Below are 24060 nucleotides of genomic sequence, written 5' to 3'. Positions count from 1 at the left end.
GAAAAGATTTTAATAAAATCAATACTTTTCAAAGGAGAAATATAAATTATGAAACTAGGAATCGTCGGACTGCCGAACGTAGGCAAGTCTACTTTATTTAATTCGCTGACCAAGGCAGGCGCACTTGCAGCCAACTACCCATTCGCAACGATTGACCCAAATGTGGGCGTGGTCAGTGTGCCGGATGAGAGACTGAAAAAACTGGCAGATCTTTACCAATCAAAAAAGGTGACACCGGCTGTTATTGAATTTGTCGATATTGCGGGCCTTGTAAAGGGAGCCAGCAAGGGAGAGGGACTTGGCAACCAGTTCCTTGCCAACATCCGTGAATGTGATGCGATCGTACATGTAGTACGTTGCTTTGAAGATACCAATATCGTGCATGTGGATGGAAGCATTGATCCGCTCCGTGATATTGAGACCATCAATCTGGAACTTCTTTTCTCCGATTTGGAGATTTTGGAGAGAAGATATGCAAAGACTTCCAAGGCTGCCCGTATGGACAAGTCTTTACAAAAGGAAGCCGCTATGCAGGAACGTCTGAAAGAGCATATGGAAGCAGGTAATTCTGCTCGCACTTTTGAACTTCTGGATGAGGATGAGGAAGCCTACTTCAAGGAGTATGGACTTCTTACTGCAAAGCCGGTCATCTATGCTGCCAATGTATCCGAGGATGAGGTGGCAAACGACGGCGCAGACAACGCAGGTGTTGCAGCCGTTCGTGAGTTCGCGGCAAAAGAAGGAAGTGAAGTCTTTGTGATCTGTGCGGAGATCGAGCAGGAGATCGCAGAACTGGATGATGACGAAAAAGCGATGTTCTTAGAGGAACTCGGCATGAAGGAATCCGGTCTGGATAAACTGATCAAGGCTAGTTATTCTTTATTGGGCTTGATCTCTTATCTGACTTCCGGCGAGGATGAGACACGTGCATGGACCATCACCAAGGGAACCAAGGCTCCGCAGGCAGCAGGAAAGATCCATACCGACTTTGAGCGTGGCTTTATCAAGGCTGAGGTCGTAAACTTCCAGGATCTTTTAGATTGCGGCAGCACTGCAGCAGCCAAGGAAAAGGGTCTGGTGCGTGTAGAGGGCAAGGAATATGTCGTACAGGATGGCGATGTGATCCTTTTCCGCTTCAATGTATAATTTCAAGGTGTGACTTATCAACTTCTACATATACTGTAGAAAGCCTTATTTTGTGGTGGACTGCCATGCTTTTGTGTGAATTACAGACAAAAGATGTGATCAATGTATGCACAGCCAAATGCCTGGGACGTGTGATGGATCTGGAGATCGATGAAAAAAGAGGCTGTATCTGCACCCTGATCGTACCATCCAAAGGAAAGATCTGCGGCTTCTTTTTACATGAGTGTGAATACTGGATCCCCTGGTGCCAGGTCTGCCGTATCGGCTCGGATATGATCCTGGTGGATGTCAATGAAAAGGAAGTCATGCACAAACCATAAGACATGTCGAAAATAGTGCGAATTGCTTGACAATTCATACAAAATCCGTGTAATATAAATCTATATATTGTGGTTTAGGCGAAGCGGATTCGCTAAGAAATGGAGGGAAGGCATGAAGTGTCCTTTTTGTAGTAGTGAGAATACCAGAGTAATTGATTCCAGACCGGCAGATGACAACAATTCTATCCGCCGCCGTCGTATGTGTGATGAATGTGGCAAGCGTTTTACGACCTATGAAAAGGTAGAGACGATCCCTTTGATCGTGATCAAGAAAGACAACAACCGTGAGCAGTATGATCGTGCCAAGATCGAGGCCGGTGTGCTCAGAGCCTGCCATAAGCGTCCGATTTCTGCCAACGACATCAACAAACTGATCGATGAAGTGGAAACAGAGATTTTCTCCAGAGAGGAAAAGGAGATCCCGAGTGACGAGATTGGCGAGATCGTTATGGATAAGATCAAGGATCTGGATGATGTTGCTTATGTCAGATTTGCCTCTGTTTACCGTGAGTTTAAAGATGTCAATACATTTATGAGTGAATTAAAGAAAATGTTAGACAAATAAAAGGGTTAAGATTTTTTTACATGATCCGATATATTTTGTGTAAGGAACAAGAAGTTTTCGTGAGAGCGAAATTAGGAGTATAAGATGAATATATCAGGTATCCGACCAGCCGTTGGATTTTATGATTATAACAGCATAAAGCAAGTCGAGAGTGTACCGGTCGCATCCCAGTCTATTTATATAGATGGTACGACCAAGGTATCCGGCAATGTCGCCGAGGCAGGCACACAGCAGGATGCATCAGCCAGAAGCAGACAGACCTTTGGAGCATACGACTATGCCAGCCAGTACGAGCCGAAGGCAACCTATGATCTCAAGGGCGCTGACAGCGATATCCGATCATTGGATGTGGCAAAGGCAGTCTCTGATATGCAAAAGGATGAATTGATCCATCAGTATCAGTACTTTGTAGGTCAGGATCTGGCAGTGGAAGCATCCCAGACACCATCTATGCGCGGCGCAGAAGACTTCTCACTCTAGGACAGAAAGACAGATTACATAGAGATTCTCATTTGTGGATGAGGATCTCTTTTTGTTTTATGGAAAATTCCCTTTTACTCATTTTTTCATGCGGGAAAACATTGTCTTTTACAGGTAATTTGCCTATAATTAAATTGGTATATTTTTCAACAACAGAAAGAGGTATAAGAAGATGAGAATAAAGGCAGAAGATACATTTGCGATCGTCATTGATTATCAGGAAAAGATCTTGCCGGCAATGAGCGGGCAGGAGGAACTGCTCCGCAAGAGCCAGATCTTACTGGGCGGCTTGAAGGCACTGGAAGTACCAATGATCCTTACCACACAGTATGCCAAGGGACTGGGCAATAATATCCCGGTGATCACAGATGCCATGGGTGTGACAGAGGCGATCGACAAGAATACTTTCAGCGTATATGACAATGAGAGCGTCCGACAGGCCATCCCGCATGGCAAAAAGAATGTCATCCTGTGCGGTATCGAGGCGCATATCTGTGTCTTACAATCTTTGATGGATCTGCAGGCAGCAGGCTATCAGACCATTCTGGTGGCAGACTGTGTAGCCAGCAGAAGCGACAGAGATCTGGCATTTGCCTATGAGAGAGCAAAGCAGGAAGGTGCGATCATCACGAGCGCAGAAGCCATCCTTTACGAATTGGCAGGATCTTCCAAGCATCCTGCATTTAAGACGATCTCTGCCTTAGTAAAATAAAAAGAAATGATGAATGGAGAAAAGAAATGAAAATAGGAATTGGAAACGATCATGCAGCAGTTGCTATGAAAAATGAGATCAAGGCATACTTGGAGGAATTGGGACACGAGGTTGTAGACTTTGGTATCTCCAAGGAGGAAAGTTGCGATTATCCGGTATATGGAGAAGCCGTGGGACGCGCTGTTGTATCCGGTCAGGTGGAATGTGGCGTACTTATTTGCGGTACCGGTGTTGGGATTTCCATTGCAGCCAATAAGGTGCCGGGCGTGCGTGCAGCAGTATGTTCCGATACGACAACAGCCCGTCTGGTAAAAGAACACAACAATGCTAATATCATTGCTTTTGGTGCCCGCATCGTTGGTATCGAAGTGGCAAAAGATATTGTCAAAACATATTTAGATGCAGAGTTTCAGGGCGGACGCCATGAAAAGCGTATCGCTATGATCCACGATATCGAGAATAAAAGATAAGGAAATATAGCCTATGCCAAAGATGATTTATCTGGGAATCTTGTTTGTGCTGACACTTCTGGTGGTAGCATTCGCCGGTATGATCCGGGAAAAACAGGATCGGGTCAGTAAAAGCATATTTACACTTTTTGTTGCAGTCGTTGTTGCCGTTGTAGCCAATGGCATCTTTATCATGACAGATGAGAAAGCAATCGCTACGGTTTCTCACTCTGTCTTTTTGGCATGCATTGACTGGCTGCTCTTGTTCATGCTCCGCTATGTCTATTTTTACACGGACAATGAGGAAAAACAGGTCAAATGGATGACACCGTGTTACCTCGTGGCTGGTCTGGAAACGGTTAGTATGCTGCTCAATCCTTGGCTGCATCATGTCTTTATCTTAAAGGAGGCTTTTTCAAAGTCTTACGGGGCATATTTTTATCCGACAGGTTATTCCGGTATTTTTTATGTGCATCTGGCTTATTGTTATGGATTGGTTGCCTGGATCGTGCTTCTGTTGATGGTAAAGATCCGCCATACGGCGCGTTTGTACCGCAAGAAATATACATCCATCCTGGTGTCTTTTCTGGCAATCATCATATGTGATGCAATCGGACTGGCGCTCAATCTGCCAATCGATATTTCCCTGATCTTTTATGGGGCAGCGGCACTGATCATCTGCTTTTTTACCGAGTTTTATGTGCCACAGGCTATGCGTGACAAGATCCTTGCCAATGCGGTACAGATCGCAGAGATGGGCGTAGGCTGTTTTGACATCAGTGGAAAATGTATCTATGTCAATCGGCGTGGAAAGGACATGTTTTACCGCTACAAGCATCTTGCCCTGGACGAGGATTTAAGCGTTGCAGAGCAGTATTTTGAGGGCTGGCTCAAGCGGCATTGGAAAGAGGAATGTAGCGAGCAGGTCTATATGGAGCATTTTGAGGCAGATGATAAGACCTTCAATTATGAGTTTACCGTACAGCGTCTGACGGACGAGGAAGATGTATTCTTGGGCTATTTTATTACCTGTATTGACCGGACGGAAGAGACGGAGAAATACAGGGAAGAACATTTTCGTGCAACGCATGACCTTTTGACAGGTATCTATAACGAGCAGTATTTTGAGGAAAGGGTGACAGAGACCCTGCGCACGGCGGGCAAGCCTTACGTCATGATCACTTCCGATATCAAGGATTTCAAATTGATCAATGATATGTTGGGAACCCAGCGCGGTGATGAGATCCTCAAGATGCATGCGTACTTTTTCCGGGAGCGTGCCAAGGAAGATGATCTTTATTGCCGTCTGAACGAAGATCAGTTTGCCTTTTGTATGCCCAAAGAGCGTTTTACGGAAGAACTTTTCTTAGATGTCATGGATCGTCTGGTCGACACCTTTGCAAACGAATACTTCCACTTGCAGATCTATATGGGCGTTTATGAGATAACGGATGTGACAGAGCCTGTTTTTGTCATGGTGGATAAATGTAATCTGGCGATCAACACGATCAAGGGAGATTATGCAAGGCGTGTGGCATATTTCGATGATGCCCTTTTGCAAAAAAAACTGGAGAAGAACCTGATCATCAATGAATTTGAGCAGGCATTGGAACTGGGGCAGATCCGGATCTATCTACAGGCACAGACGAGAAGAGACGGCAGTCTGCTTGGGGCAGAGGCACTTGCCAGATGGATCCATCCGATCAAGGGACTGATCGCACCGGATGAATTTATACCGGTCTTAGAGTCGGCAGGTCTGGTACACAAGTTAGACCTTTATGTATGGGATTTAGCCGCCAGACAGTTGGCAATCTGGCGGGATCAGGGACGGGATGATCTGTATCTTTCGGTTAATATTTCCGTGCAGGATCAATATTATCTGGATGTTTATGATGTCTTTACCCGTCTGGTCGAAAAATATGATCTCGACCCACACAAGTTAAAACTAGAGATCACGGAAACGCTCTTTGTGACGGAAATGGAAAATCACAGATATATGCTGGAAAGATTGCAGGCGTATGGATTTGAGATCGAGATCGACGATTTCGGCAGTGGCTATTCTTCTTTGAATATCTTAAAGGATATCAAGGCGGATGTGATCAAGATCGACATGGAATTTTTACAGGAAACGGTCAATGTCGACCGGAGCTGGTCGATCTTATCGGCGCTGATCCGCCTGATCGGGCAGTTACATATGGATGTGATCACAGAGGGTGTTGAGACAGAGGAACAGGTGGAAGCATTGGCGCAGATGGGATGTCAGCATTTCCAGGGATATTATTTCTGCCGCCCGATGCCGGTAGACCAGTTCGAGAAAAAATATCGTATCTGAGAGTTATGAAAAGAAAAATATCGTATGTGGACGAAAAGTTATCGAAATTTTGATAATTTTCGCTATTTTTTATATATGAAGAAAAAGCAATTATGGTAAACTTGGCACGGAAAACATTAAGATAGGAAACTTATGGAGGCATGAGAGATGGAAAAGAGGTCAAAGGATACAAAAAATACGACAAAGAATAACAAGAAAAAAATGTCGGGAATGATGGCAAAGATCGTTACACCGGTTGCGGCAATGGCATTGGTGACACTGGTTACCGTTTCGGGGCTGCGCATGGCAGTACAAAACCTGTATAATCAGGGAATGATGATTTCGGAGCAGATTGTATCCTGTGTGGATGCAGCAGGTGCGTTAGATACGGATTACACAAAGATGCAGAGTTATACCTCAAATGTAATTCATGAGCCGAGCGAACAGACCATAGGTGGATACTCAGATGCACTCGATCAGGCCTATGGACGTATGGTCAAAAACATCGAAGTATTCAAAAAATACGCAAATTCTAGCAAGGAAAAAGAAACGGTTTTGGATCTGCATGAGAAGTTAAAGGGTATGTATGACTATCAGCAGGCGCAGATGCAGAATGCTGTTTATGGCACAGAGATCCCGGGAGAAGTATTGGCGGCAGAGAGTGGATACAATACGGGTATTTTATCTGATATTTCGGAACTGGAGAAGATGATACAGGCGGATGAAAAAGAGGCGAAGGCAGCCTTGAAGCAGGCAAAGATCCTGTCTAATATAGTGATCGCCGGTTCGATCGCCTTTACGGTACTGATCTTTATTATTGTTGTATTGATCAGCGTGCGACTGATCGTGACACCGGTCAAGAAATCTTCCAAGGAACTTGGCGATATGGTGGATGAGGTCAACAATGCAGCAGCCGATCTGACCAAGCGAATTTCAGTCAACCAGAAGGACGAGATCGGTAGTCTGGTCGAGGGCGTCAATACTTTTATCGAGGCATTGCAGAATGTGATCGCCAAGATCCGCGACTCTTCCGTACATTTGAATTCTACCTTTGCGGCAGTGACTGACAGCGTGACATCCGTCAATGGCAATGCGACGGATATTTCTGCCGTCATGGAAGAACTTTCTGCAACCATGGAGGAAGTTTCTGCAACATTGGCAAACGTCAATGAGCGTGTGGAAAAGGCAGGAACGGGCATGGATCGAATTTCCGAACAGAGCGAACATATACTGACCTATGCGACCGAGATGCAGGATCGTGCGACACAGTTGGAAGATACGGCAGTTTCCAACAAGGATACGACTTCTGCCATGATCCAGGAGATCCTTGGGACCTTGCAGCAGGCGATCGAGAATAGCAGGAGCGTAGAAGAAGTCAATGCGCTGACGGATGAGATCTTAAACATTTCTTCCCAGACCAATCTTTTGGCACTCAATGCTTCCATCGAGGCGGCAAGAGCCGGAGAGGCAGGCAAGGGCTTTGCGGTTGTCGCAGATGAGATCCGTGTCTTGGCAGACAGCAGCAGAGAAACGGCGGGCAACATCCAGCAGATCAATGCTAAGGTTGTTGCAGCGGTAGGAGATCTGGCAAAGAACTCTGAAAATATTGTTACCTATATTAATGAAAATATCTTGAAAGATTATGACGGATTCGTAGAGTCCGGTCATAAATATCGCGCAGATGCTGATTATATCAATGAAGTGATGACATCCTTTACGGAGTCCGTCGATCATTTGCGCCAGACCATGGATGAGGTCGTAGAAAACGTAAATGATGTATCCACCGCGGTAGAACAGGGCGCAGAGGGCGTGACCAACGCGGCAGAAAATACATCACAGTTGGTAGGCGAGATGGATACCATCATGAAGGAGATCGACGAAAGTAATAACATTATTTCCGAACTTTCGACCCAGACAAACCGCTTTATCAACGTCTGATCGTACTAATACTTGAAATATGTGGCAAGATATATTAAAATATAGAGCATAAGTGGGCTCGGGTCCATAGAGTATTAAGGAGGAAGAAAGAATGATTTCAGCTGGCGATTTTAGAAATGGCGTTACCATCGAATTGGAAGGCAACGTTTACCAGATCATCGAATTTCAACATGTTAAGCCTGGTAAGGGTGCGGCATTTGTTCGTACAAAGTTAAAGAATATCAAAAACGGTGGTGTTGTAGAAAAGACATTCCGTCCGACAGAGAAGTGTCCACAGGCACACATCGATCGTAAGGATATGCAGTATCTTTACAATGATGGAGATCTCTACTACTTCATGGACGTAGAGAATTATGAGCAGATCGCGCTCAGCACAGATGATATCGGTGATGCATTAAAGTTCGTTAAGGAAAATGAAATGGTTAAGGTATGCTCTCACAAGGGAAGCGTATTTGCAGTAGAACCACCACTTTTCGTAGAACTTGAGATCACAGAGACAGAACCGGGATTCAAGGGAGACACAGCAACAGGTGCTACAAAGCCTGCTACCGTTGAGACAGGAGCAACTGTTTATGTACCTTTGTTCGTTGAGCAGAACGATGTGATCAAGATCGACACCAGAACAGGGGAATACTTATCAAGAGTATAAGTAGAGACTAGACGTATGGATTTCAAGAAATTACCTTTTTCACAAATGTTACAGGACCGCAGGGTGTTTGGCATTTTTGATGATGTATTTCAACAAGGAACTTGGCTGAATGTTTCAGCACTTTTAGCCAGTGAATCATGTATTGAGGATGCTTACGCAGATGGCACGATTCCGAGCGAGACTTTAGATCTGATCGTGGAGCGCTTGGAAGATCTGCAAGCGTAGACTCATATTACAGGACGAAGACAGGATGTATCGAGAGATACATCCTGTTTGATATACATTACAGACCCAAAGGAGTTACCAATGAAGATATCTATCATAAACGGGGATGGCACGACCACCTATGTAGAAAATATGACTCCGGTTACCAGCCTTGAGGAATTTTCCGATTCCCTGACCAGTGCAACCCAAGCCTTAAATGATAGTCAGACAGAGACAAACGCGACTTTTGCCGGGACAAGTCTTACGGTACCGACAGATCTGATGAGCATTTTTGAAGAAGCAGCCGATACCTATGGCGTGGATGTCAATCTTTTGACTGCCATAGCCAAGCAGGAATCCAATTTTACAGCAGATGCCACGAGTTCCAGTGGCGCTATGGGCATTATGCAGCTCATGCCTGCCACTGCGCAGGGGCTTGGCGTATCGAATGCCTATGATCCATATCAAAACATCATGGGCGGTGCAAAATATATCAGTCAGTTGCTTTCCCGCTATGACGGGGACGTATCACTTGCGCTTGCCGCATACAATGCCGGCAGTGGGAATGTAGCAAAATATGGCGGTATTCCACCTTTTGCCGAGACACAGAATTATGTTTCAAAAGTGCTTGGTTATTATCAGAATGGAGTCGACATTCCGTCACAGACCAGCAGTGCACAGGCAAGTGCTACAGATACGGAAGGGCTGTCCGTAGATGAAAGGCAGAATATTTACCGGCAGATGCTCAGTCTGACCAATCAACTGATCTTAGATAAATTAGAAGCCTAAAGAAATAGCATATAGAAAAAAGACATCAGATCAACTGATGTCTTTTTTTAAAGCTAGCGACGAGAGTTGAACTCGTGACCTCCTCACTACCAATGAGGTGCGCTACCACCTGTGCCACGCCAGCTTGTCGTTTACCGACCTGTATAATATACTATAAAGCCATGAGCGTGTCAAGAGACTTTTTGCAATAATGTTTTGACCTTTTTGTTTGGGGGAATTGCGCAGGCTGGCATAGAATGATAAGATACAAAAAGAAAGTCTTGGAGGAAAGATATGCGGATCGGGATCAGTGCAGGCGTAGGAAAAAACAAAACAATCAGAGATGCCTTGCAGGAGCAGGGACTGAGTCTGGATTATGTCTGTGGCGGAATCGGCAGATGCGGAAAATGTGCGGTGCGCGTCATTTCCGGGCATGTGCCTGTTACAGGGGCCGACCGGGCATTTTTTTCAAAAGAGGCATTAGAGCAGGGCTGGCGTCTTGCCTGTCAGATGCAGGTGGCAGATGATATAGAGATAGAAGTGGCAGAGGATCTGGTCTGTCAAAAAGAAGCCGGCATACAGGTCGCTGGTCTTTATCCACAGGATGAAAAAACAGATCAGGGGGTGCCAACAAAGGCTGCCTATGGCATTGCTATTGACCTGGGAACGACTACGATCGGCTTTTCCCTGGTCGATCTTGCTACAGGACAGGTCGAGTCATGTCTAAGCCGCATGAATTCCCAGCGGATCTACGGAGCGGATGTCTTGTCCCGTATTCAGAGTGCAAATGAGGGACATGGGGATGACCTGCGCCGGTACGCAGAATCGGGTCTGACGCAGGGGATCAAAGACCTTTGCAAAAACCGGATACAAGTGTCTGATATCCGGCATATCGTCATTGCCGGCAATACGACCATGTGCCATCTGCTGCGGGGCTATTCCTGTCAGACCTTGGGCGTGTCTCCTTTTCAACCGGTCAGCATCAAACAGGAAGATTTTGTGCAAAAGGGGATCGCGGTAACGATCCTGCCGGGGGCATCCGCTTTTGTCGGAGGAGACATCATATCCGGTATCTATGGGATCCGGGAGCATATGGATGCTGACGAGCCATGGATGCTTTTGGATTTCGGAACCAACGGAGAGATGGTCCTTTGGACGGGAGAGGAGTATTTTGCCACGGCGGCTGCGGCTGGACCGGCATTTGAGGGCGGGAATATTTCCTGCGGCTGTGCCAGTATTCCGGGGGCGATCAGCAGCGTTATGATCGCCGGACGCAACTCGCATACCAGGACGATCGGCGGCCTCCCGGCGATCGGTATCTGTGGCAGTGGGATTTTGGAGGCGGTCAGCGGCATGAAAAAGGGGGGATCGTGGACGAAAACGGCACCTTTGCGGCGGATATCCCGGAGGATGGATTTGCCCTAAATACGCCGGGCAGTCAGGAAAAGATCTCTTTGACACAGGAAGACATCCGGCAGTTTCAGATGGCAAAAGCGGCGATCGCGTGGGCAGAAGACCCTGTTAAAAGAGGCTGGTATGGAGGCTTGGCAGGTAAAAAAGGTATATCTGGCAGGCGGCATGGGTACCTTTTTAAATGTGCGCGCAGCGGTAGAGACCGGTCTGGTGGAAAAAAGTTTTTTGCCGGTGGCAAAAGCCGGAGGGAATACTTCTTTACAGGGGGCAGTTTCCTATCTGAAAAAGACCGGACAGGAGCAGATTTTAGAAAAGGATAAATTAAAGGAAATCACGGAGAAAATGCAGGTTCTTATGCTTGCGGATATGCCGGACTTTGCGGATGCCTACATTTCGCATATGGCATTGACAGAGTTTAAGGCATGAGGCACAATAGGTGCGGTAACTTTGGCAGAGCATAGGATGTAAAATAGACGACAAGGTGGGACCGAAGATGGATACCAGAGAAATTCTTGAACAACTACAGAAGGAACAGATCACTTTGGATCAGGCAGATCACCTGCTGCGCAGGCAGCCTTACGAGGAACTGGGCTATGCGAAGTTGGATATGCACCGGAAAGTACGGTCGGGCTGTGCGGAAGTGATCTTTTGCCAGGGGAAGGCAGACGATCATCTGCTTTCCATTTTTTCACACTTGTATGAAGCAGATGGCGAAGTCTTTGGTACGCGGGCAAATGAGCACCAGTATGCCCTGATCCGGGAAAAGTTTCCTCAGGTTTCCTATGATGACAAGTCTCACATCATAAAGATTGAAAAAGAGGACAAAACGCACATTGGCAGCATAGCGGTATGCACAGCGGGGACGGCAGATATCCCGGTAGCGGAGGAAGCGGCGCAGACGGCAGAATATTTCGGTTCCCATGTCGAGCGTATCTATGATGTCGGAGTCAGCGGCATCCACAGATTATTTTCCCAGTTGGATCTCATACAGTCAGCAAATTGTGTGATCGCGGTAGCGGGCATGGAAGGGGCGCTTGCCAGCGTTTTGGGTGGACTTGTAGACAAGCCGGTCATTGCCGTGCCGACCTCGGTCGGTTATGGTGCCTGTATGGAAGGGCTGTCGGCGCTGCTTACTATGATGACCTCCTGTGCCAACGGGATCGCGGTCGTCAATATTGATAATGGATATGGGGCAGGCTATATTGCTAACCAGATCAATCATTTGGCAAAATAGGACAGAAAAAAGGAGACATAGAATGGGAAAGCAGTTATATTTTGAGTGCGCAAGTGGTATCAGCGGGGATATGGCAGTGGCGGCACTGCTAGATCTGGGTGCATCGGAGGCACAACTGCAAGAGACACTTGCGACGCTTCCAATCACGGAAGCATATGAGATCAGGATCAGCCGGGTCAAAAAGTCGGGCTTGGATACCTGCGATTTTGATGTAATTCTGCCAAAAGATCTGGATACCCACGATCACGACATGGCATATCTGTATGGACATCTGCAGGAAAAAAATACTGCCCATGAACACCATACACACCGCGGACCTAAAGAGATCGCAGCCATCTTTGATGCATCTGCCATGACGACAGGTGCAAAAGAGACCGCCCACCGCATTTTAGATATTTTGACAGATGCGGAGGCAAAAGCACATGGCATCGCGCGTAACCAGGTGCATTTTCATGAAGTGGGGGCTGTGGACTCCATCGTGGATATTGCAGCCTTTGCCATTTGCTTTGACGCTTTATGCCGGAAATACGCAGTGAAGGACTGCATCGTAAAAGAGATCACGGAGGGCTGCGGCACGGTACGCTGTCAGCATGGGATCTTACCGATCCCGGTTCCGGCAGTTGTCAATATTGCGGCAGCCGGAGGACTTCGTCTGCACATGACACAAGTAGCAGGAGAACTGGTCACGCCGACAGGGGCAGCCATAGCAGCAGCCGTAAAAACAAAAGACCAACTGCCTGCATCCTGTCAGATAGAGGCTGTTGGTCTTGGCGCAGGGAAGCGTGTCTATGAGACAGCCGGCTTCCTGCGGGTATTTTTGTTGGATGATTAAAAACTCATGGTCTCGCCGTTGATCTTGGCTTCCTCATCCTCTTCCATAGGAATGACGAGGCAGCGCTTGCCATCGACGAAAGCCGTATGTATTTCTTCGACTTTCTCCGGTGTGACCTTTACGACAACGTCAATGTCGGTGCCGTCAGATGTGATGACACCGGCATCTTCTAATTTCTTGGTAAGATCTACGACTTTTTCCTGTAATTGTTTTTTCTCAACGCGGACTTCGTTGTTCTTGATCGCCTTGGCGTCCAAGAGTTCCTGTGCGTCCGGCAGGGTGTCCTCAAAGAAAGACTCATAGGAAGCCGTGATCTTTTCTGCCTTTGGCTCGGAAATGCCGGCATCGGTCAGGATCTCTGTGATCATCTCCCCATCCAGAAGGATCGGTTCATCCTTATCGACTTTTTCTTTTTCTACTAAGATAAAATCATTCAGATTTTGCTGCACATCAAGGACGGTGTCCTTGGTCTCTTCGTCATCCGGCCCCAAGGTCTGTACGACCATGTTTTCAAAGGCATCGCGCTTCTGGGTCGCAGTGCGTTTTGTCCCGCAGCCAAGTCCGTTTGCCCAGAATTCCGCATGCGGTTCCTTGGCATTTTTTGTATAAACTAAGGTAGAGTGGATATCTGTGGCACGTCCGTTAAAGGCAGGAAAAAGAAAAGCGGTATCCGTAGGACCAACAACCCAGTCCCGGATTCTGGCACCGATGCGGTGCTCGCCTTCCAAATAGCCCAGCCCCGGCTTTGACAGAGCAACCGGACAGATACAGCAAAGCAGGTATTCGTAGACTTCGTCCGACTCGTCCATTGCCAGTTCATCCGTTCCCTTGAGAGGAACATCATAGACATCATAATATAAGGTGATGAGATAATTGCCGACATAATCATAAGAATCAATAATAAGATCATAATAGGTGTCGAGCAGGGCATCATCCTCTAACTTGCTGGCACGCAGAGCCATCAGGATCTGCTGCCTGCCGCCAACGGCTTCCTCATCGATCGGAAACTCGAGTTCCAAAAGATTATTTCCAAGGGTACCGGAGAGTGCTTTTCCGGCGATCTCCAAGTATTTGTAGAACTCGTCCTCCTCCAGATTTAAGAATTTCTGGGAAAAGGTGACTAATTTATTCTTTTCAGCATCGACATAGCAGCCGCACATGTGCTGAATGGTGCAACTTTCTTTTTTTAACCGACGTTTGATCTCTGCAACTTCTTTTTTATTCATAATGCATTCCTTTCCAAATTTGTGAGCACTTCTTATTATATCGAAAAAAAGAAGTCGTGCAACACCTTGATTTTCACACTTTAGTGAGGTAAAATAAGGAATAGTTTTGTACGATAGATTTTGGAGGAATTAGGAAAATGATCAACATTAGAGATTTACATCATAACTACAAAGATTATGATGGCAAGGTCGTCACCATTGGAGGATGGGTTCGCAGTATCCGTGATTCAAAGACATTTGGATTCATGGTCGTAAATGACGGTACTTTCTTTGAGCCTGTGCAGGTGGTTTACGCAGATAAATTAGACAACTTTGAGACCATCTGCAAGTTGAATGTAGGTGCAGCCGTGATCGTGACTGGTCAGGTCAAGGTTACACCGGAGATGAAGCAGCCATTTGAGATCCATGCCGATGAAGTCGTGATCGAGGGCGAGTCTACACCGGATTATCCATTGCAGAAAAAGCGTCATTCTTTTGAGTATTTGAGAACCATCAGCCATTTACGCCCGAGAACCAATACTTTTCAGGCAGTTTTTCGTGTGCGTTCTCTGACAGCATATGCTATCCACAAGTTTTTCCAGGAGAGAGATTTTGTCTATGTGCACACACCACTCATTACCGGTAGTGACTGTGAGGGCGCAGGCGAGATGTTCCAGGTCACCACTATGGATCTAAGCAATGTGCCGACTAAGGATGGCAAGGTGGATTATTCACAGGATTTCTTTGGTAAGCCGACCAACCTTACTGTGAGTGGACAGTTAAATGGTGAGACTTATGCCATGGCATTTAAGAATATCTATACTTTTGGACCGACTTTCAGAGCGGAGAATTCCAACACGACCCGTCATGCAGCAGAGTTCTGGATGATCGAGCCGGAGATCGCTTTTGCAGATCTGACAGACGATATGATGCTTGCTGAGAGCATGTTAAAATATGTGATCTCTTATGTGCTGGAGCATGCACCGGAAGAGATGGCTTTCTTCAACCAGTTCGTTGACAAGGGACTGATCGAGCGTCTGGAGCATGTGGTTAATTCTGATTTTGGACGCATCACTTATACAGATGCGATCACAGAATTGGAAAAGCACAACGATGAATTTGACTATAAGGTATATTGGGGATGCGATTTGCAGACAGAGCATGAACGCTATCTGACCGAAAAGATCTTCAAGCGTCCGGTCTTTGTGACCGATTATCCAAAGGAGATCAAGGCCTTTTATATGAAATTAAATGAGGACGGAAAGACTGTTGCTGCCATGGATTGTCTGGTACCGGGTATCGGCGAGATCATCGGCGGTAGCCAGAGAGAAGATGATTATGAGGTCTTAAAGAACCGTATGGCTGAGTGTGGTCTGAAGGAAGAAGATTATGAGTTCTATCTGGATCTTCGTAAGTATGGATCCGCACGTCATGCCGGATTTGGTCTTGGATTTGAGAGATGCGTTATGTATCTGACCGGAATGGGCAACATCCGTGACGTGATCCCGTTCCCAAGAACCGTAGGAAACTGCGATCTATAATTTTGGCAGTGACTGTGCATATGCGAAAGCGTGTGCACAGTTTGAATTGTGGAAGGGAAGGAAGATAGAAATGAGCAAAATGTATATCCCGGAGGATTATGTGCCGGCTCTGAATTTAAAAGAGACACAGATCGCAATCAAAGAGGTCAAGGATTTCTTTCAGAGACAGATCACGGCAGAACTCAACCTGCATCGTGTATCTGCACCGCTTTTTGTCACACCGGAATCCGGTCTGAATGACAACTTAAATGGTGTGGAGCGTCCGGTTGCCTTTGGTATCAAGGAGCAGGATGACCGCGAGGTCGAGGTCGTACATTCTTTGGCAAAATGGAAGAGAATGGCACTGGGGCGTTATGGCTTTTCTGTAGGGGAAGGCTTATATACGGATATGAACGCCATCCGTCGTGATGAGGATACCGACAATATCCATTCCATCTATGTCGATCAGTGGGATTGGGAAAAGATCATCACCAAAGACCAGCGCAATGTACAAACTTTGCAAAGCGTTGTTAAGTCTGTATATGATGCTCTCCGCGTGACGGAAAAGTACATGGCAAACAAATATGATTACATAGAATGCATTTTGCCGGAACAGATCTTCTTTATCACTTCGCAGGAACTGGAGGATATGTATCCGGACAATACGCCAAAGGAGAGAGAGTACAAGATCTGCAAACTGCATGGTGCGGTCTTTATCTCACAGATCGGTGGCAAACTGGCATCCGGGGAAAAGCATGATGGACGTGCGCCGGATTATGATGACTGGTCCTTAAACGGCGACATTCTGGTCTACTATCCGATGACGGATATTGCACTGGAATTATCCTCTATGGGTATCCGTGTGGATGAGGATTCGCTCGTCAGCCAGTTGGAATTGGCTGGCTGCAAAGAGCGCCTGGAATTGCCTTTCCAGAAAGCCGTATACGAGAAAAAACTGCCTTATACCATTGGTGGAGGTATCGGACAGTCCCGTATCTGTATGTTCTTCCTGCGCAAGGCACACATCGGCGAGGTACAGGTATCTGTATGGCCACAGGAAGATATCGATTATGCCAAGAGCAGAGGTGTTATTATTTTATAGAAAGCATGGGGAAAGACTATGAGCAAAAAAATTCGCAGTGAAGAGATGGACCGCCTTTTGGAAGGTATCCTTCTTTTGAAAGACAAGGAAGAAGCATATCAGTTCTTTGAGGATTTATGTACGGTCAATGAAATGGTATCTTTGTGCCAGCGTTTTTCTGTTGCGGCAATGCTTCGTCAGGAAAAGACCTATCTGGACATTGCTGAGCAGACAGGGGCATCTACAGCGACGATCAGCCGCGTGAACCGTGCCCTCAATTATGGCAATGACGGTTACGATATGGTGTTGCGCCGTCTGGAAGAAGCAGGAGAGTAAAAGATGCAGTCAGAAATGCGAAAATCGCTGAATTTGATATTGAAGCAGTTCTCAGAACTTGATTATGTGCACCCGGAAGACATACCCAACATTGATCTATATGTCGATCAGGTCACGACCTTTATCGAGTCGCAGTTGTCGTCCTTAAAGCGTGATGAGGATGAAAAGATCCTGACCAAGACCATGATCAACAATTACACCAAGAATCATGTCTTGCCGTCACCGGACAAGAAGAAGTATTCCAAGGATCATGTGTTGACGCTGATCCTGATCTACTATCTCAAGAGTTTTCTGTCGATCAAGGATATCCAGACCCTCTTGGAGCCGATCACAGACAAATACTTTGGCACGGAGTCAGAACTGTCTTTTTATGAATTGTACGAAGAACTGGTGGCGCAGGGCAATGGACAGTCCAAGGCATTGATCAAGGATGTGATCGCCAAATATAATGCCATGCAAAATGCTTTTTCCGATGCGCCGGAGGAAGATCAGGAGTTCTTGCGTAACTTTGGTTTTATCTGTATGCTGAGTTTTGATGTCTATATCAAAAAGATGATGATCGAGACTTTGATCGATTTTAACAGTCAGCAGAGAAAAGCGGCAGCCGATCAGGTGAAGGAGAAAAAGGATAAATCATAAATCAGGCAATGCATAAGCCCGGAGATCATATGACCTCCGGGCTTATTTTATCATACATATCTTAGGTTAAAAATAGTGACTAATTATTGACGGTAACCGGTGAATAATAGAAATGGGTCGTTGCCATATTCAGTGTCAGTGTAGCCCCACCGTTCTTGGTGCCTGTTACGTCATATGCGCCCCAGACATCGGCACGATTGTAACTTTCGCAATGTGCACCAAGCAGGTTGGTGCCGTAGTTGCCGCTCTCCTTATTGAGTCCGGCAGACTGCCAAACGATATTGGTAAAGGTCGTCAAACTGAGATATGGTACCGGATCGGATGTGTCACCCAGACGTTTTACGGTGCCTTCTCTCTGGAAACCGTTGATCAAAGGAGAACCAAAGGTCACGGTGTTTAAGACATTGTAGTTCTTTTTGATGGTGCTGTCCGCAGCAACCTGCTGTGCGACCATACCGCCTAAACTGTGTCCGGTAACGACAAGGTTGGACCCCTTTGGAACGTTGGAAACGATAGCGTTTCTGACATTCTGGATGTATTTGTTGTCCTGCTCAAAGCCGACCAGAAGATCTGTCCAGTAACCGGTGGACTGATTTTTGACATCAGTATCCGTACCGGATAAGGCGATGACATAGACTGCCTTGGATGACTTTTTGCCAAACCATTTCTTTGTTGTCAAAGTGCCCTGTGTGATGGAGAAAGGTCCCTGATGCTGTGGCTGGTTACATGCATAACCCAACTGCACGAAACGGGAAAGTTCGGATGCATTGGTGTAGGTGTAAGTACCACGGGATGCCAACTGCTGATAGGTGGCATTAACGAGAGCCGTGTTGGAATCGGAAGCGAATACCGTGCCGCCGAATGCCATGGCAAGAACGAGTGACAGTGCCAGAATACGTCTGACTTTTGTAAATCTTTTCATGATTAACCCCCTTACATGAAATGTGATGATCGCTGACTTACGGACGGCGATCATGTTTCAATAAAAACCCTATACACATATTGTAGAATGGAAACTCTTTTGCAACAACAGGTTTATCGACAAAAAAGTCACCAAAATTTGAAATCCTAATTTATAAAAAATGATGGTAAAAAAGTGGGGAGTGAATCTGGGACTGACTTATGGTATAATGCTAAAGAATGTTGAAAAATCAAGGAAAATCGGAAACTTTGCAACAGGTGTTGCAAAAAATTATTATAGGAGAAATGGCATGAATACATACGATTCGTTAAATGAACAGCAGAAACTGGGCGTTTTTACTACAGAAGGACCGGTGCTAATTTTAGCAGGTGCTGGCTCGGGCAAGACCAGAGTTTTGACCCACCGTGTGGCATATCTGATCGAGGAAAAAGGTGTCGCACCATATCATATTATGGCGATCACTTTTACCAACAAGGCAGCGGGCGAGATGCGTGAGCGTATTGATTCCATGATCGGCATGGGATCGGAGAGTATCTGGGTATCGACTTTCCATTCTTCTTGTGTACGGATCCTACGTCGGTTCGCGGATCGTCTTGGCTATGATAATTCATTTACCATTTATGATACGGATGATTCCAAGACCCTGATGAAGGATATATGCAAACGTCTGGAGATCGACACGAAGATGTATAAGGAAAAAACATTTTTGAATGTCATTTCTTCTGCCAAGAATGAATTGATCTCACCGGAGGAATTTGCACAAAATGCGATCGGCGATTTCAATAAGACCAGACAGGCACAGGTTTATCGTGAATATCAGGCGAGACTAAAGGCAAACAATGCCATGGATTTGATGATCTGATCATGAAGACGGTGGAACTTTTGAAATTTGACACAGAAGTGCGCAATTTTTATCAGGAAAAGTTTCAATATATTATGGTGGATGAATACCAGGATACCAATACGGCGCAGTTTGAGTTGGTGCGGCTTTTAGCATCCGGCAGGGAAAATCTCTGCGTTGTCGGTGATGATGACCAGTCCATTTACAAGTTCCGTGGGGCAAATATTTACAATATTTTAAATTTTGAAAAACATTATCCCAATGCGACTGTCATCAAACTGGAGCAGAATTATCGGTCGACAGCAAATATCTTAAATGCGGCAAACGGCGTGATCGCCAACAATCGGGGGCGTAAAGAAAAGCGGCTCTGGACAGAGTCCGGGGATGGAGAAAAGATCTATTTCCAGCAGTTTGACAGTGCCTATGAGGAAGCAGATTTTATCGCGAGAGATATTGCAGCTCGCGTGCGCCGCAGTGAATACCAGTATGGGGATTGTGCGATCCTCTATCGTACCAACGGACAGTCCCGTATGCTGGAAGAAAAACTCATCATGTCGGGCATCCCTTACAAGATCGTTGGCGGGGTTAATTTCTATGCCAGACGCGAGGTCAAGGATCTTTTGAGTTATATGAAGGTGGTCGATAATGCGCAGGATGATCTGGCAGTCCAGCGTATCATCAATGTGCCAAAGCGTGGCATTGGGGCGACCAGCATCGGCAAGGCGAGCGATTATGCCTATCGGATGGGACTCAATCTTTTTGAGGCGCTTGAGCGGGCGGAGGAGATCCCGACTTTAGGACGTGCCGCAGGAAAGATCGCACCTTTTGTAGATCTGATCCATCACTTCCGTAAGGTGTGTGCCAATGAGGGGCTGTCAGCACTTTTACAGGAGATCATAACAGAGACCGGCTATGTCGAGGAACTGAAAGTGGAAGGCACGGACGAGGCACAGGCGCGTATCGAAAATATCGACGAATTGATCACCAAGGTGGTGTCCTATGAGCAGGAGACAGATGAGCCGACCCTGAGTGGATTTTTAGAGGAAGTGGCTCTGGTTGCGGATATCGACTCTCTGGATGACGACGGATCTTATGTGGTCCTTATGACACTGCACAGTGCCAAGGGATTGGAGTTCCCGAATGTCTATCTTTCCGGCATGGAGGATGGTCTTTTCCCGTCCTATATGAGCATCACGGCGGATAATAGCGACGAGGAGATCGAGGAGGAAAGACGGCTTTGTTATGTGGGTATCACCAGAGCAAAGGAGCGTCTGACCATTACCGGGGCGCGGATGCGTATGATGCGTGGCGAAACGCAGTATCATGGCATTTCGCGATTTGTAAAGGAAATCCCGGAAGATTTGATCCAGGGAAATACCTGGGAACCAAAGCCAAAGGATGATTTCCTTAGTGAGCGCCCGATGAGCAACCGGCAAAAAATGCGCAATATGAAAAAAACACCGCTGGCGGCGCAGACTTATCAGGCAGCCAAGGATTTTGGCACAAAGATCCAGAAAAATTCGCTGGATTATGGCGAGGGAGACCGCGTGAAACATGTCAAATTTGGCGAGGGAACCGTAGTACAGATCAACGATGGCGGTCGTGACTTTGAGGTGACGGTCGAGTTTGACGGAGCAGGACGTAAAAAAATGTTTGCATCCTTTGCAAAATTACAAAAAGTGTAAGTGTTTTTCTGTGGTAATTGGGCAGAATAAATGCTATACTATGAGCAAATATAGTTGACACATTCATAGCAGGAGGAGAAGCCTTATGATGAAAAAAGAAGATGTAATGGAATTGATCGATATGACAAAGTTGACAAACATGATCAATGGTCTTAAGGACAAGGAGATCGTGGTAAAAGAAAAGCATACCATCAACTGGAAAAAGGTTGCCTGTGTGGTTGGTGTGATCGCCGCAGTGGCTGGGGTTGCCTATGCGATCTATCGTTATTTCAAGAAGGACTATGAAGATGAATTCATGGATGATTTTGATGATTGGGATGACGATGAAGATCTTTTTGAAGATGATGCAGAAGAAGATGTAGAGGATTTAGAGGAAGAGTAATAGAGTGAAAAAAGGTCAACAGGTAGAAGGCGTTGTTACTCGGGTGGATTTCCCCAATAAGGGAATCGTGCAGACGGATGACGGTGATCTGATCACCGTCAAGAATGTGCTTGAGGGACAACGCATTCTTTGTGTAATAAAGAAAACAAGAAAAGGAAAAGCGGAAGGAAGACTGTTAGAAGTTGTCAAAAAATCACCATTGGAGATGGATGTACCTGCTTGCAAACATTTCGACCAATGTGGAGGATGTTCTTATCAGACGATTCCTTACGAAGAACAAGTTGCATTAAAAGGCAGACAGATTAAGCGTTTATTAGAACCTGTTTTGCCGGAGAACAGTTTTGATGACTTATTTGAAGGTGTGATACCGAGCCCAAATCAGTTTGCGTATCGTAATAAGATGGAATTCTCTTTTGGCGATGCTTATTTTAACGGACCGCTTTCACTGGGGATGCATAAGCGTGGTAGTTTTTATGATATTGTGACCGTGGATGGTTGTCAGATCATCGATGAAGATATGCGTTGTGTACTGATGGAGACACTGGCATATTTTCAGGAACGAGGAGCCAATTACTATCACAAGATGCGCCATGAAGGTTATCTGCGTCATCTTTTGGTGCGCAAGGCGGCAAAAACAGGAGAGATTTTAGTGGATCTTGTGACAAGTTCGGATGCACGTTTTTTGCAGAAGGATGCAACAGAACCGGCAACAGAGGTGCAGGCAGATGCGTTAGAGGCACTTGAGTCAGAACTTTTACAGGGATGGAGCAAGCGCTTACAGGAAGTTTCCTATGATGGAAAACTTACAGGCGTATTACATACACGTAACGATCGCCCTGCGGATGTAGTAGAGGATCAGGGAACAAGGGTATTGTTTGGACAGGCATATTTTTATGAGGAGTTGTTGGGGCTTCGTTTCCGTATTACACCGTTTTCATTTTTTCAGACAAATTCACTTGGGGCTGAAAAATTATACGAGACGGCGCGAGATTTTATTACTGCAGAAAACGCAGATATTCTGGAAGGAAAGACCGTTTATGATCTCTACTCTGGCACAGGAACGATTGCCCAGATTTTGGCACCAGTGTCAGGGCATGTGATCGGTGTTGAAATTGTGGAGGAGTCCGTTGAGGCAGCAAAGAAAAATGCTCTGGAAAATGGTCTGACAAACTGTGATTTTATTGCAGGGGATGTCTTAAAGGTGATCGATGAGATCGAGGAGAAACCGGATTACATTGTGCTTGATCCACCAAGAGATGGTATCCATCCCAAGGCACTGGACAAGATCATTGCCTATGGTGTGGACTCCATGATCTATATTTCCTGCAAGCCGACCAGCCTCGCAAGAGATTTGGAAGTCTTACAGGCGAGCGGATATCAGGTCAAGCGGATCTGCTGTTGCGACATGTTTGCCGGCACGCCGCATGTGGAGACGGTAGTCTTGATGTCAAGGAAATAAAATCAAGTGCCAGAAAGTGGTGTATTTCCAGGCTTTTTCGGAAGTTGGGATTAGAAGCCTGACTCCTGAAAAAGCCCGGTTTTCTTATATGGAAACATATCTACTGCAAAATGTGTGTTAGGTTGTAACCTCGGATTAGATGTCGCGATTTGGGACAGTGGATTAGATGTCAGGCATTTCGGGATGCTTTTGGGAAAATGAAAACGGATGACAACCAATCCGGCAACTCGACCATTTTGGGTGGTTGTAGGCAGTAGATTAGATGTGAAGGAAAAATTCGGTAACAGTTAGAGGAAAAGGCAATCCAAATGAAGAAGGCGGGGCATATCAACAAGCAATCAGTATTCTATATGCTGTTGCATACACATTAAAAATGAGTTACAAGACCGATTATAAAATTAAAGGCTTTTTTGAATATGTTGTTCCGCCATTGGAAGGTTTTTGGTGGCAGGATGATGTCGTGGGTGTAGATTATACAAATAAATCTGCTTTTAACTGGATTTCTGTTATTCGTTTGCCTGATTTCATTTCTAAAGCTGATTTTGACTGGGCGATAGAAACAGCAATGAAAAAGAAGAAAATTGATTGTTCGTCAGCAGAGTATCTTACGATTGATGAAGGATTATGCGTTCAAATTATGCACATAGGTTCTTTTGATAATGAGCCAGCAACCGTTGATCTTATGGATACTTATATAGAACAAAATGGGTATGTCAATGATATTAACAAAGATAGATTGCACCACGAGATTTATATGTCTGATGCAAGAAAGGTTGCTCCAGAGAAATGGAAAACTGTAATTAGACATCCAATTAAGAAAGCATAAAATCGTGATTTATAAAGGAGAATATTGATGAAACTATTTTTATGTTCGCACTTTTCAAGTGTAGGAAGTCTGATAAAGGAAGAAATTGAAAATAAGAAAGTCGCATTTATTCCAACAGCTTCACTGCGTGAAGGCTACACCGG

23 protein-coding genes, 1 tRNA gene and 3 pseudogenes are annotated in these 24060 nt (G+C 45.8%); 24 read left to right on the top strand and 3 right to left on the bottom strand.

The window, feature by feature from the left end; translation table 11 throughout:
- Nucleotides 1-48: 48 nt before the first annotated feature.
- The 11 genes from ychF to DW996_RS13500 all read left to right on the top strand — a co-directional run bounded on the left by ychF (nucleotide 49) and on the right by DW996_RS13500 (nucleotide 9563).
- Nucleotides 49-1146 (top strand): redox-regulated ATPase YchF, encoded by a 1098-nt coding sequence (gene ychF / locus DW996_RS11910; RefSeq protein WP_118281842.1) that lies wholly within the window; start codon nucleotides 49-51, stop codon nucleotides 1144-1146.
- Nucleotides 1147-1211: 65 nt separating this feature from the next.
- Nucleotides 1212-1466: a YlmC/YmxH family sporulation protein gene (locus DW996_RS11905; protein ID WP_118281843.1), complete on the top strand. Its 255-nt coding sequence runs from the start codon at nucleotides 1212-1214 to the stop codon at nucleotides 1464-1466.
- 112 nt (nucleotides 1467-1578) lie between these two features.
- Nucleotides 1579-2031, top strand: a complete 453-nt coding sequence (gene nrdR, locus DW996_RS11900) for a transcriptional regulator NrdR (RefSeq protein WP_118281844.1) — start codon at nucleotides 1579-1581, stop codon at nucleotides 2029-2031.
- Between the two features lie 84 nt (nucleotides 2032-2115).
- On the top strand, nucleotides 2116-2511 hold the full coding sequence (locus DW996_RS11895; RefSeq protein ID WP_118535956.1) for a hypothetical protein: 396 nt from the start codon (nucleotides 2116-2118) through the stop codon (nucleotides 2509-2511).
- Between the two features lie 172 nt (nucleotides 2512-2683).
- Complete coding sequence (locus DW996_RS11890) at nucleotides 2684-3223, top strand: isochorismatase family protein (RefSeq protein WP_118535954.1); 540 nt, start codon at nucleotides 2684-2686, stop codon at nucleotides 3221-3223.
- Between the two features lie 26 nt (nucleotides 3224-3249).
- Entirely contained in the window at nucleotides 3250-3693 is a 444-nt protein-coding gene (gene rpiB / locus DW996_RS11885) for a ribose 5-phosphate isomerase B (protein WP_118535952.1), read from the top strand.
- A gap of 13 nt (nucleotides 3694-3706) precedes the next feature.
- Nucleotides 3707-6004: a GGDEF domain-containing protein gene (locus DW996_RS11880; RefSeq protein WP_118535950.1), complete on the top strand. Its 2298-nt coding sequence runs from the start codon at nucleotides 3707-3709 to the stop codon at nucleotides 6002-6004.
- A gap of 147 nt (nucleotides 6005-6151) precedes the next feature.
- Complete coding sequence (locus DW996_RS11875; protein WP_118535948.1) at nucleotides 6152-7921, top strand: methyl-accepting chemotaxis protein; 1770 nt, start codon at nucleotides 6152-6154, stop codon at nucleotides 7919-7921.
- A gap of 91 nt (nucleotides 7922-8012) precedes the next feature.
- Complete coding sequence (gene efp / locus DW996_RS11870) at nucleotides 8013-8570, top strand: elongation factor P (protein ID WP_118281850.1); 558 nt, start codon at nucleotides 8013-8015, stop codon at nucleotides 8568-8570.
- Nucleotides 8571-8585: 15 nt separating this feature from the next.
- Nucleotides 8586-8795, top strand: coding sequence for a hypothetical protein (locus DW996_RS11865; protein WP_118281851.1), 210 nt, complete (start codon nucleotides 8586-8588; stop codon nucleotides 8793-8795).
- A gap of 81 nt (nucleotides 8796-8876) precedes the next feature.
- Complete coding sequence (locus DW996_RS13500; protein WP_118281852.1) at nucleotides 8877-9563, top strand: lytic transglycosylase domain-containing protein; 687 nt, start codon at nucleotides 8877-8879, stop codon at nucleotides 9561-9563.
- A 51-nt stretch (nucleotides 9564-9614) separates the two neighbouring features.
- Here DW996_RS13500 and DW996_RS11855 read toward each other — a convergent pair.
- Nucleotides 9615-9687, bottom strand: a tRNA-Thr gene (locus DW996_RS11855).
- 149 nt (nucleotides 9688-9836) lie between these two features.
- Here DW996_RS11855 and DW996_RS11850 point away from each other — a divergent pair.
- The 4 genes from DW996_RS11850 to DW996_RS11835 all read left to right on the top strand — a co-directional run bounded on the left by DW996_RS11850 (nucleotide 9837) and on the right by DW996_RS11835 (nucleotide 13021).
- Nucleotides 9837-10967 carry an ASKHA domain-containing protein gene (locus DW996_RS11850; RefSeq protein WP_118535946.1) on the top strand — a complete coding sequence of 377 codons (1131 nt, stop codon included), beginning with the start codon at nucleotides 9837-9839 and terminating at the stop codon, nucleotides 10965-10967.
- Nucleotides 10968-11060: 93 nt separating this feature from the next.
- Nucleotides 11061-11381 carry an ASKHA domain-containing protein gene (locus DW996_RS14585; RefSeq protein ID WP_330428967.1) on the top strand — a complete coding sequence of 107 codons (321 nt, stop codon included), beginning with the start codon at nucleotides 11061-11063 and terminating at the stop codon, nucleotides 11379-11381.
- Between the two features lie 67 nt (nucleotides 11382-11448).
- A complete protein-coding gene (gene larB / locus DW996_RS11840; RefSeq protein WP_118281854.1) occupies nucleotides 11449-12189 on the top strand; it encodes a nickel pincer cofactor biosynthesis protein LarB in 741 nt (246 codons plus the stop codon).
- Between the two features lie 22 nt (nucleotides 12190-12211).
- Complete coding sequence (locus DW996_RS11835; RefSeq protein WP_118535942.1) at nucleotides 12212-13021, top strand: LarC family nickel insertion protein; 810 nt, start codon at nucleotides 12212-12214, stop codon at nucleotides 13019-13021.
- Here the strand turns inward: DW996_RS11835 and DW996_RS11830 are convergent.
- Nucleotides 13018-14247 (bottom strand): DUF4317 domain-containing protein, encoded by a 1230-nt coding sequence (locus tag DW996_RS11830; protein WP_118535940.1) that lies wholly within the window; start codon nucleotides 14245-14247, stop codon nucleotides 13018-13020. The two genes, DW996_RS11835 and DW996_RS11830, sit on opposite strands and share 4 nt — an antisense overlap.
- 137 nt (nucleotides 14248-14384) lie before the next feature.
- Between DW996_RS11830 and asnS the strand changes: the two genes are divergently transcribed.
- The 4 genes from asnS (at nucleotide 14385) to DW996_RS11810 (ending at nucleotide 17802) form a co-directional block, all read left to right on the top strand.
- Nucleotides 14385-15767 (top strand): asparagine--tRNA ligase, encoded by a 1383-nt coding sequence (gene asnS / locus DW996_RS11825; RefSeq protein ID WP_118535938.1) that lies wholly within the window; start codon nucleotides 14385-14387, stop codon nucleotides 15765-15767.
- Between the two features lie 70 nt (nucleotides 15768-15837).
- Nucleotides 15838-16848 carry an aspartate--ammonia ligase gene (asnA, locus tag DW996_RS11820; RefSeq protein ID WP_118281858.1) on the top strand — a complete coding sequence of 337 codons (1011 nt, stop codon included), beginning with the start codon at nucleotides 15838-15840 and terminating at the stop codon, nucleotides 16846-16848.
- 18 nt (nucleotides 16849-16866) lie between these two features.
- Nucleotides 16867-17163, top strand: coding sequence for a YerC/YecD family TrpR-related protein (locus DW996_RS11815; protein ID WP_118281859.1), 297 nt, complete (start codon nucleotides 16867-16869; stop codon nucleotides 17161-17163).
- A gap of 3 nt (nucleotides 17164-17166) precedes the next feature.
- Nucleotides 17167-17802, top strand: coding sequence for a DUF1836 domain-containing protein (locus DW996_RS11810; protein WP_118535936.1), 636 nt, complete (start codon nucleotides 17167-17169; stop codon nucleotides 17800-17802).
- A 79-nt stretch (nucleotides 17803-17881) separates the two neighbouring features.
- Here DW996_RS11810 and DW996_RS11805 read toward each other — a convergent pair whose 3' ends face one another.
- Nucleotides 17882-18724 carry a lipase family protein gene (locus tag DW996_RS11805; RefSeq protein ID WP_158575326.1) on the bottom strand — a complete coding sequence of 281 codons (843 nt, stop codon included), beginning with the start codon at nucleotides 18722-18724 and terminating at the stop codon, nucleotides 17882-17884.
- Nucleotides 18725-19013: 289 nt separating this feature from the next.
- Here DW996_RS11805 and pcrA point away from each other — a divergent pair.
- From pcrA to DW996_RS11780, 5 genes and pseudogenes are all read left to right on the top strand, one after another.
- A pseudogene (gene pcrA / locus DW996_RS11800) lies at nucleotides 19014-21250 on the top strand (DNA helicase PcrA).
- 85 nt (nucleotides 21251-21335) lie between these two features.
- Entirely contained in the window at nucleotides 21336-21632 is a 297-nt protein-coding gene (locus DW996_RS11795; RefSeq protein ID WP_118281863.1) for a hypothetical protein, read from the top strand.
- A 4-nt stretch (nucleotides 21633-21636) separates the two neighbouring features.
- Complete coding sequence (gene rlmD / locus DW996_RS11790) at nucleotides 21637-23091, top strand: 23S rRNA (uracil(1939)-C(5))-methyltransferase RlmD (RefSeq protein WP_118535932.1); 1455 nt, start codon at nucleotides 21637-21639, stop codon at nucleotides 23089-23091.
- 274 nt (nucleotides 23092-23365) lie between these two features.
- Nucleotides 23366-23917, top strand: a pseudogene (locus tag DW996_RS11785) (GyrI-like domain-containing protein); the annotation flags it as partial.
- A 27-nt stretch (nucleotides 23918-23944) separates the two neighbouring features.
- A pseudogene (locus DW996_RS11780) lies at nucleotides 23945-24060 on the top strand (Type 1 glutamine amidotransferase-like domain-containing protein); the annotation flags it as partial.

Source organism: Roseburia sp. AM51-8 (genome assembly GCF_003478275.1).
Taxonomy (GTDB): domain Bacteria; phylum Bacillota; class Clostridia; order Lachnospirales; family Lachnospiraceae; genus Pararoseburia; species Pararoseburia lenta.
This window is presented reverse-complemented; position numbering and strand designations above follow the sequence as displayed.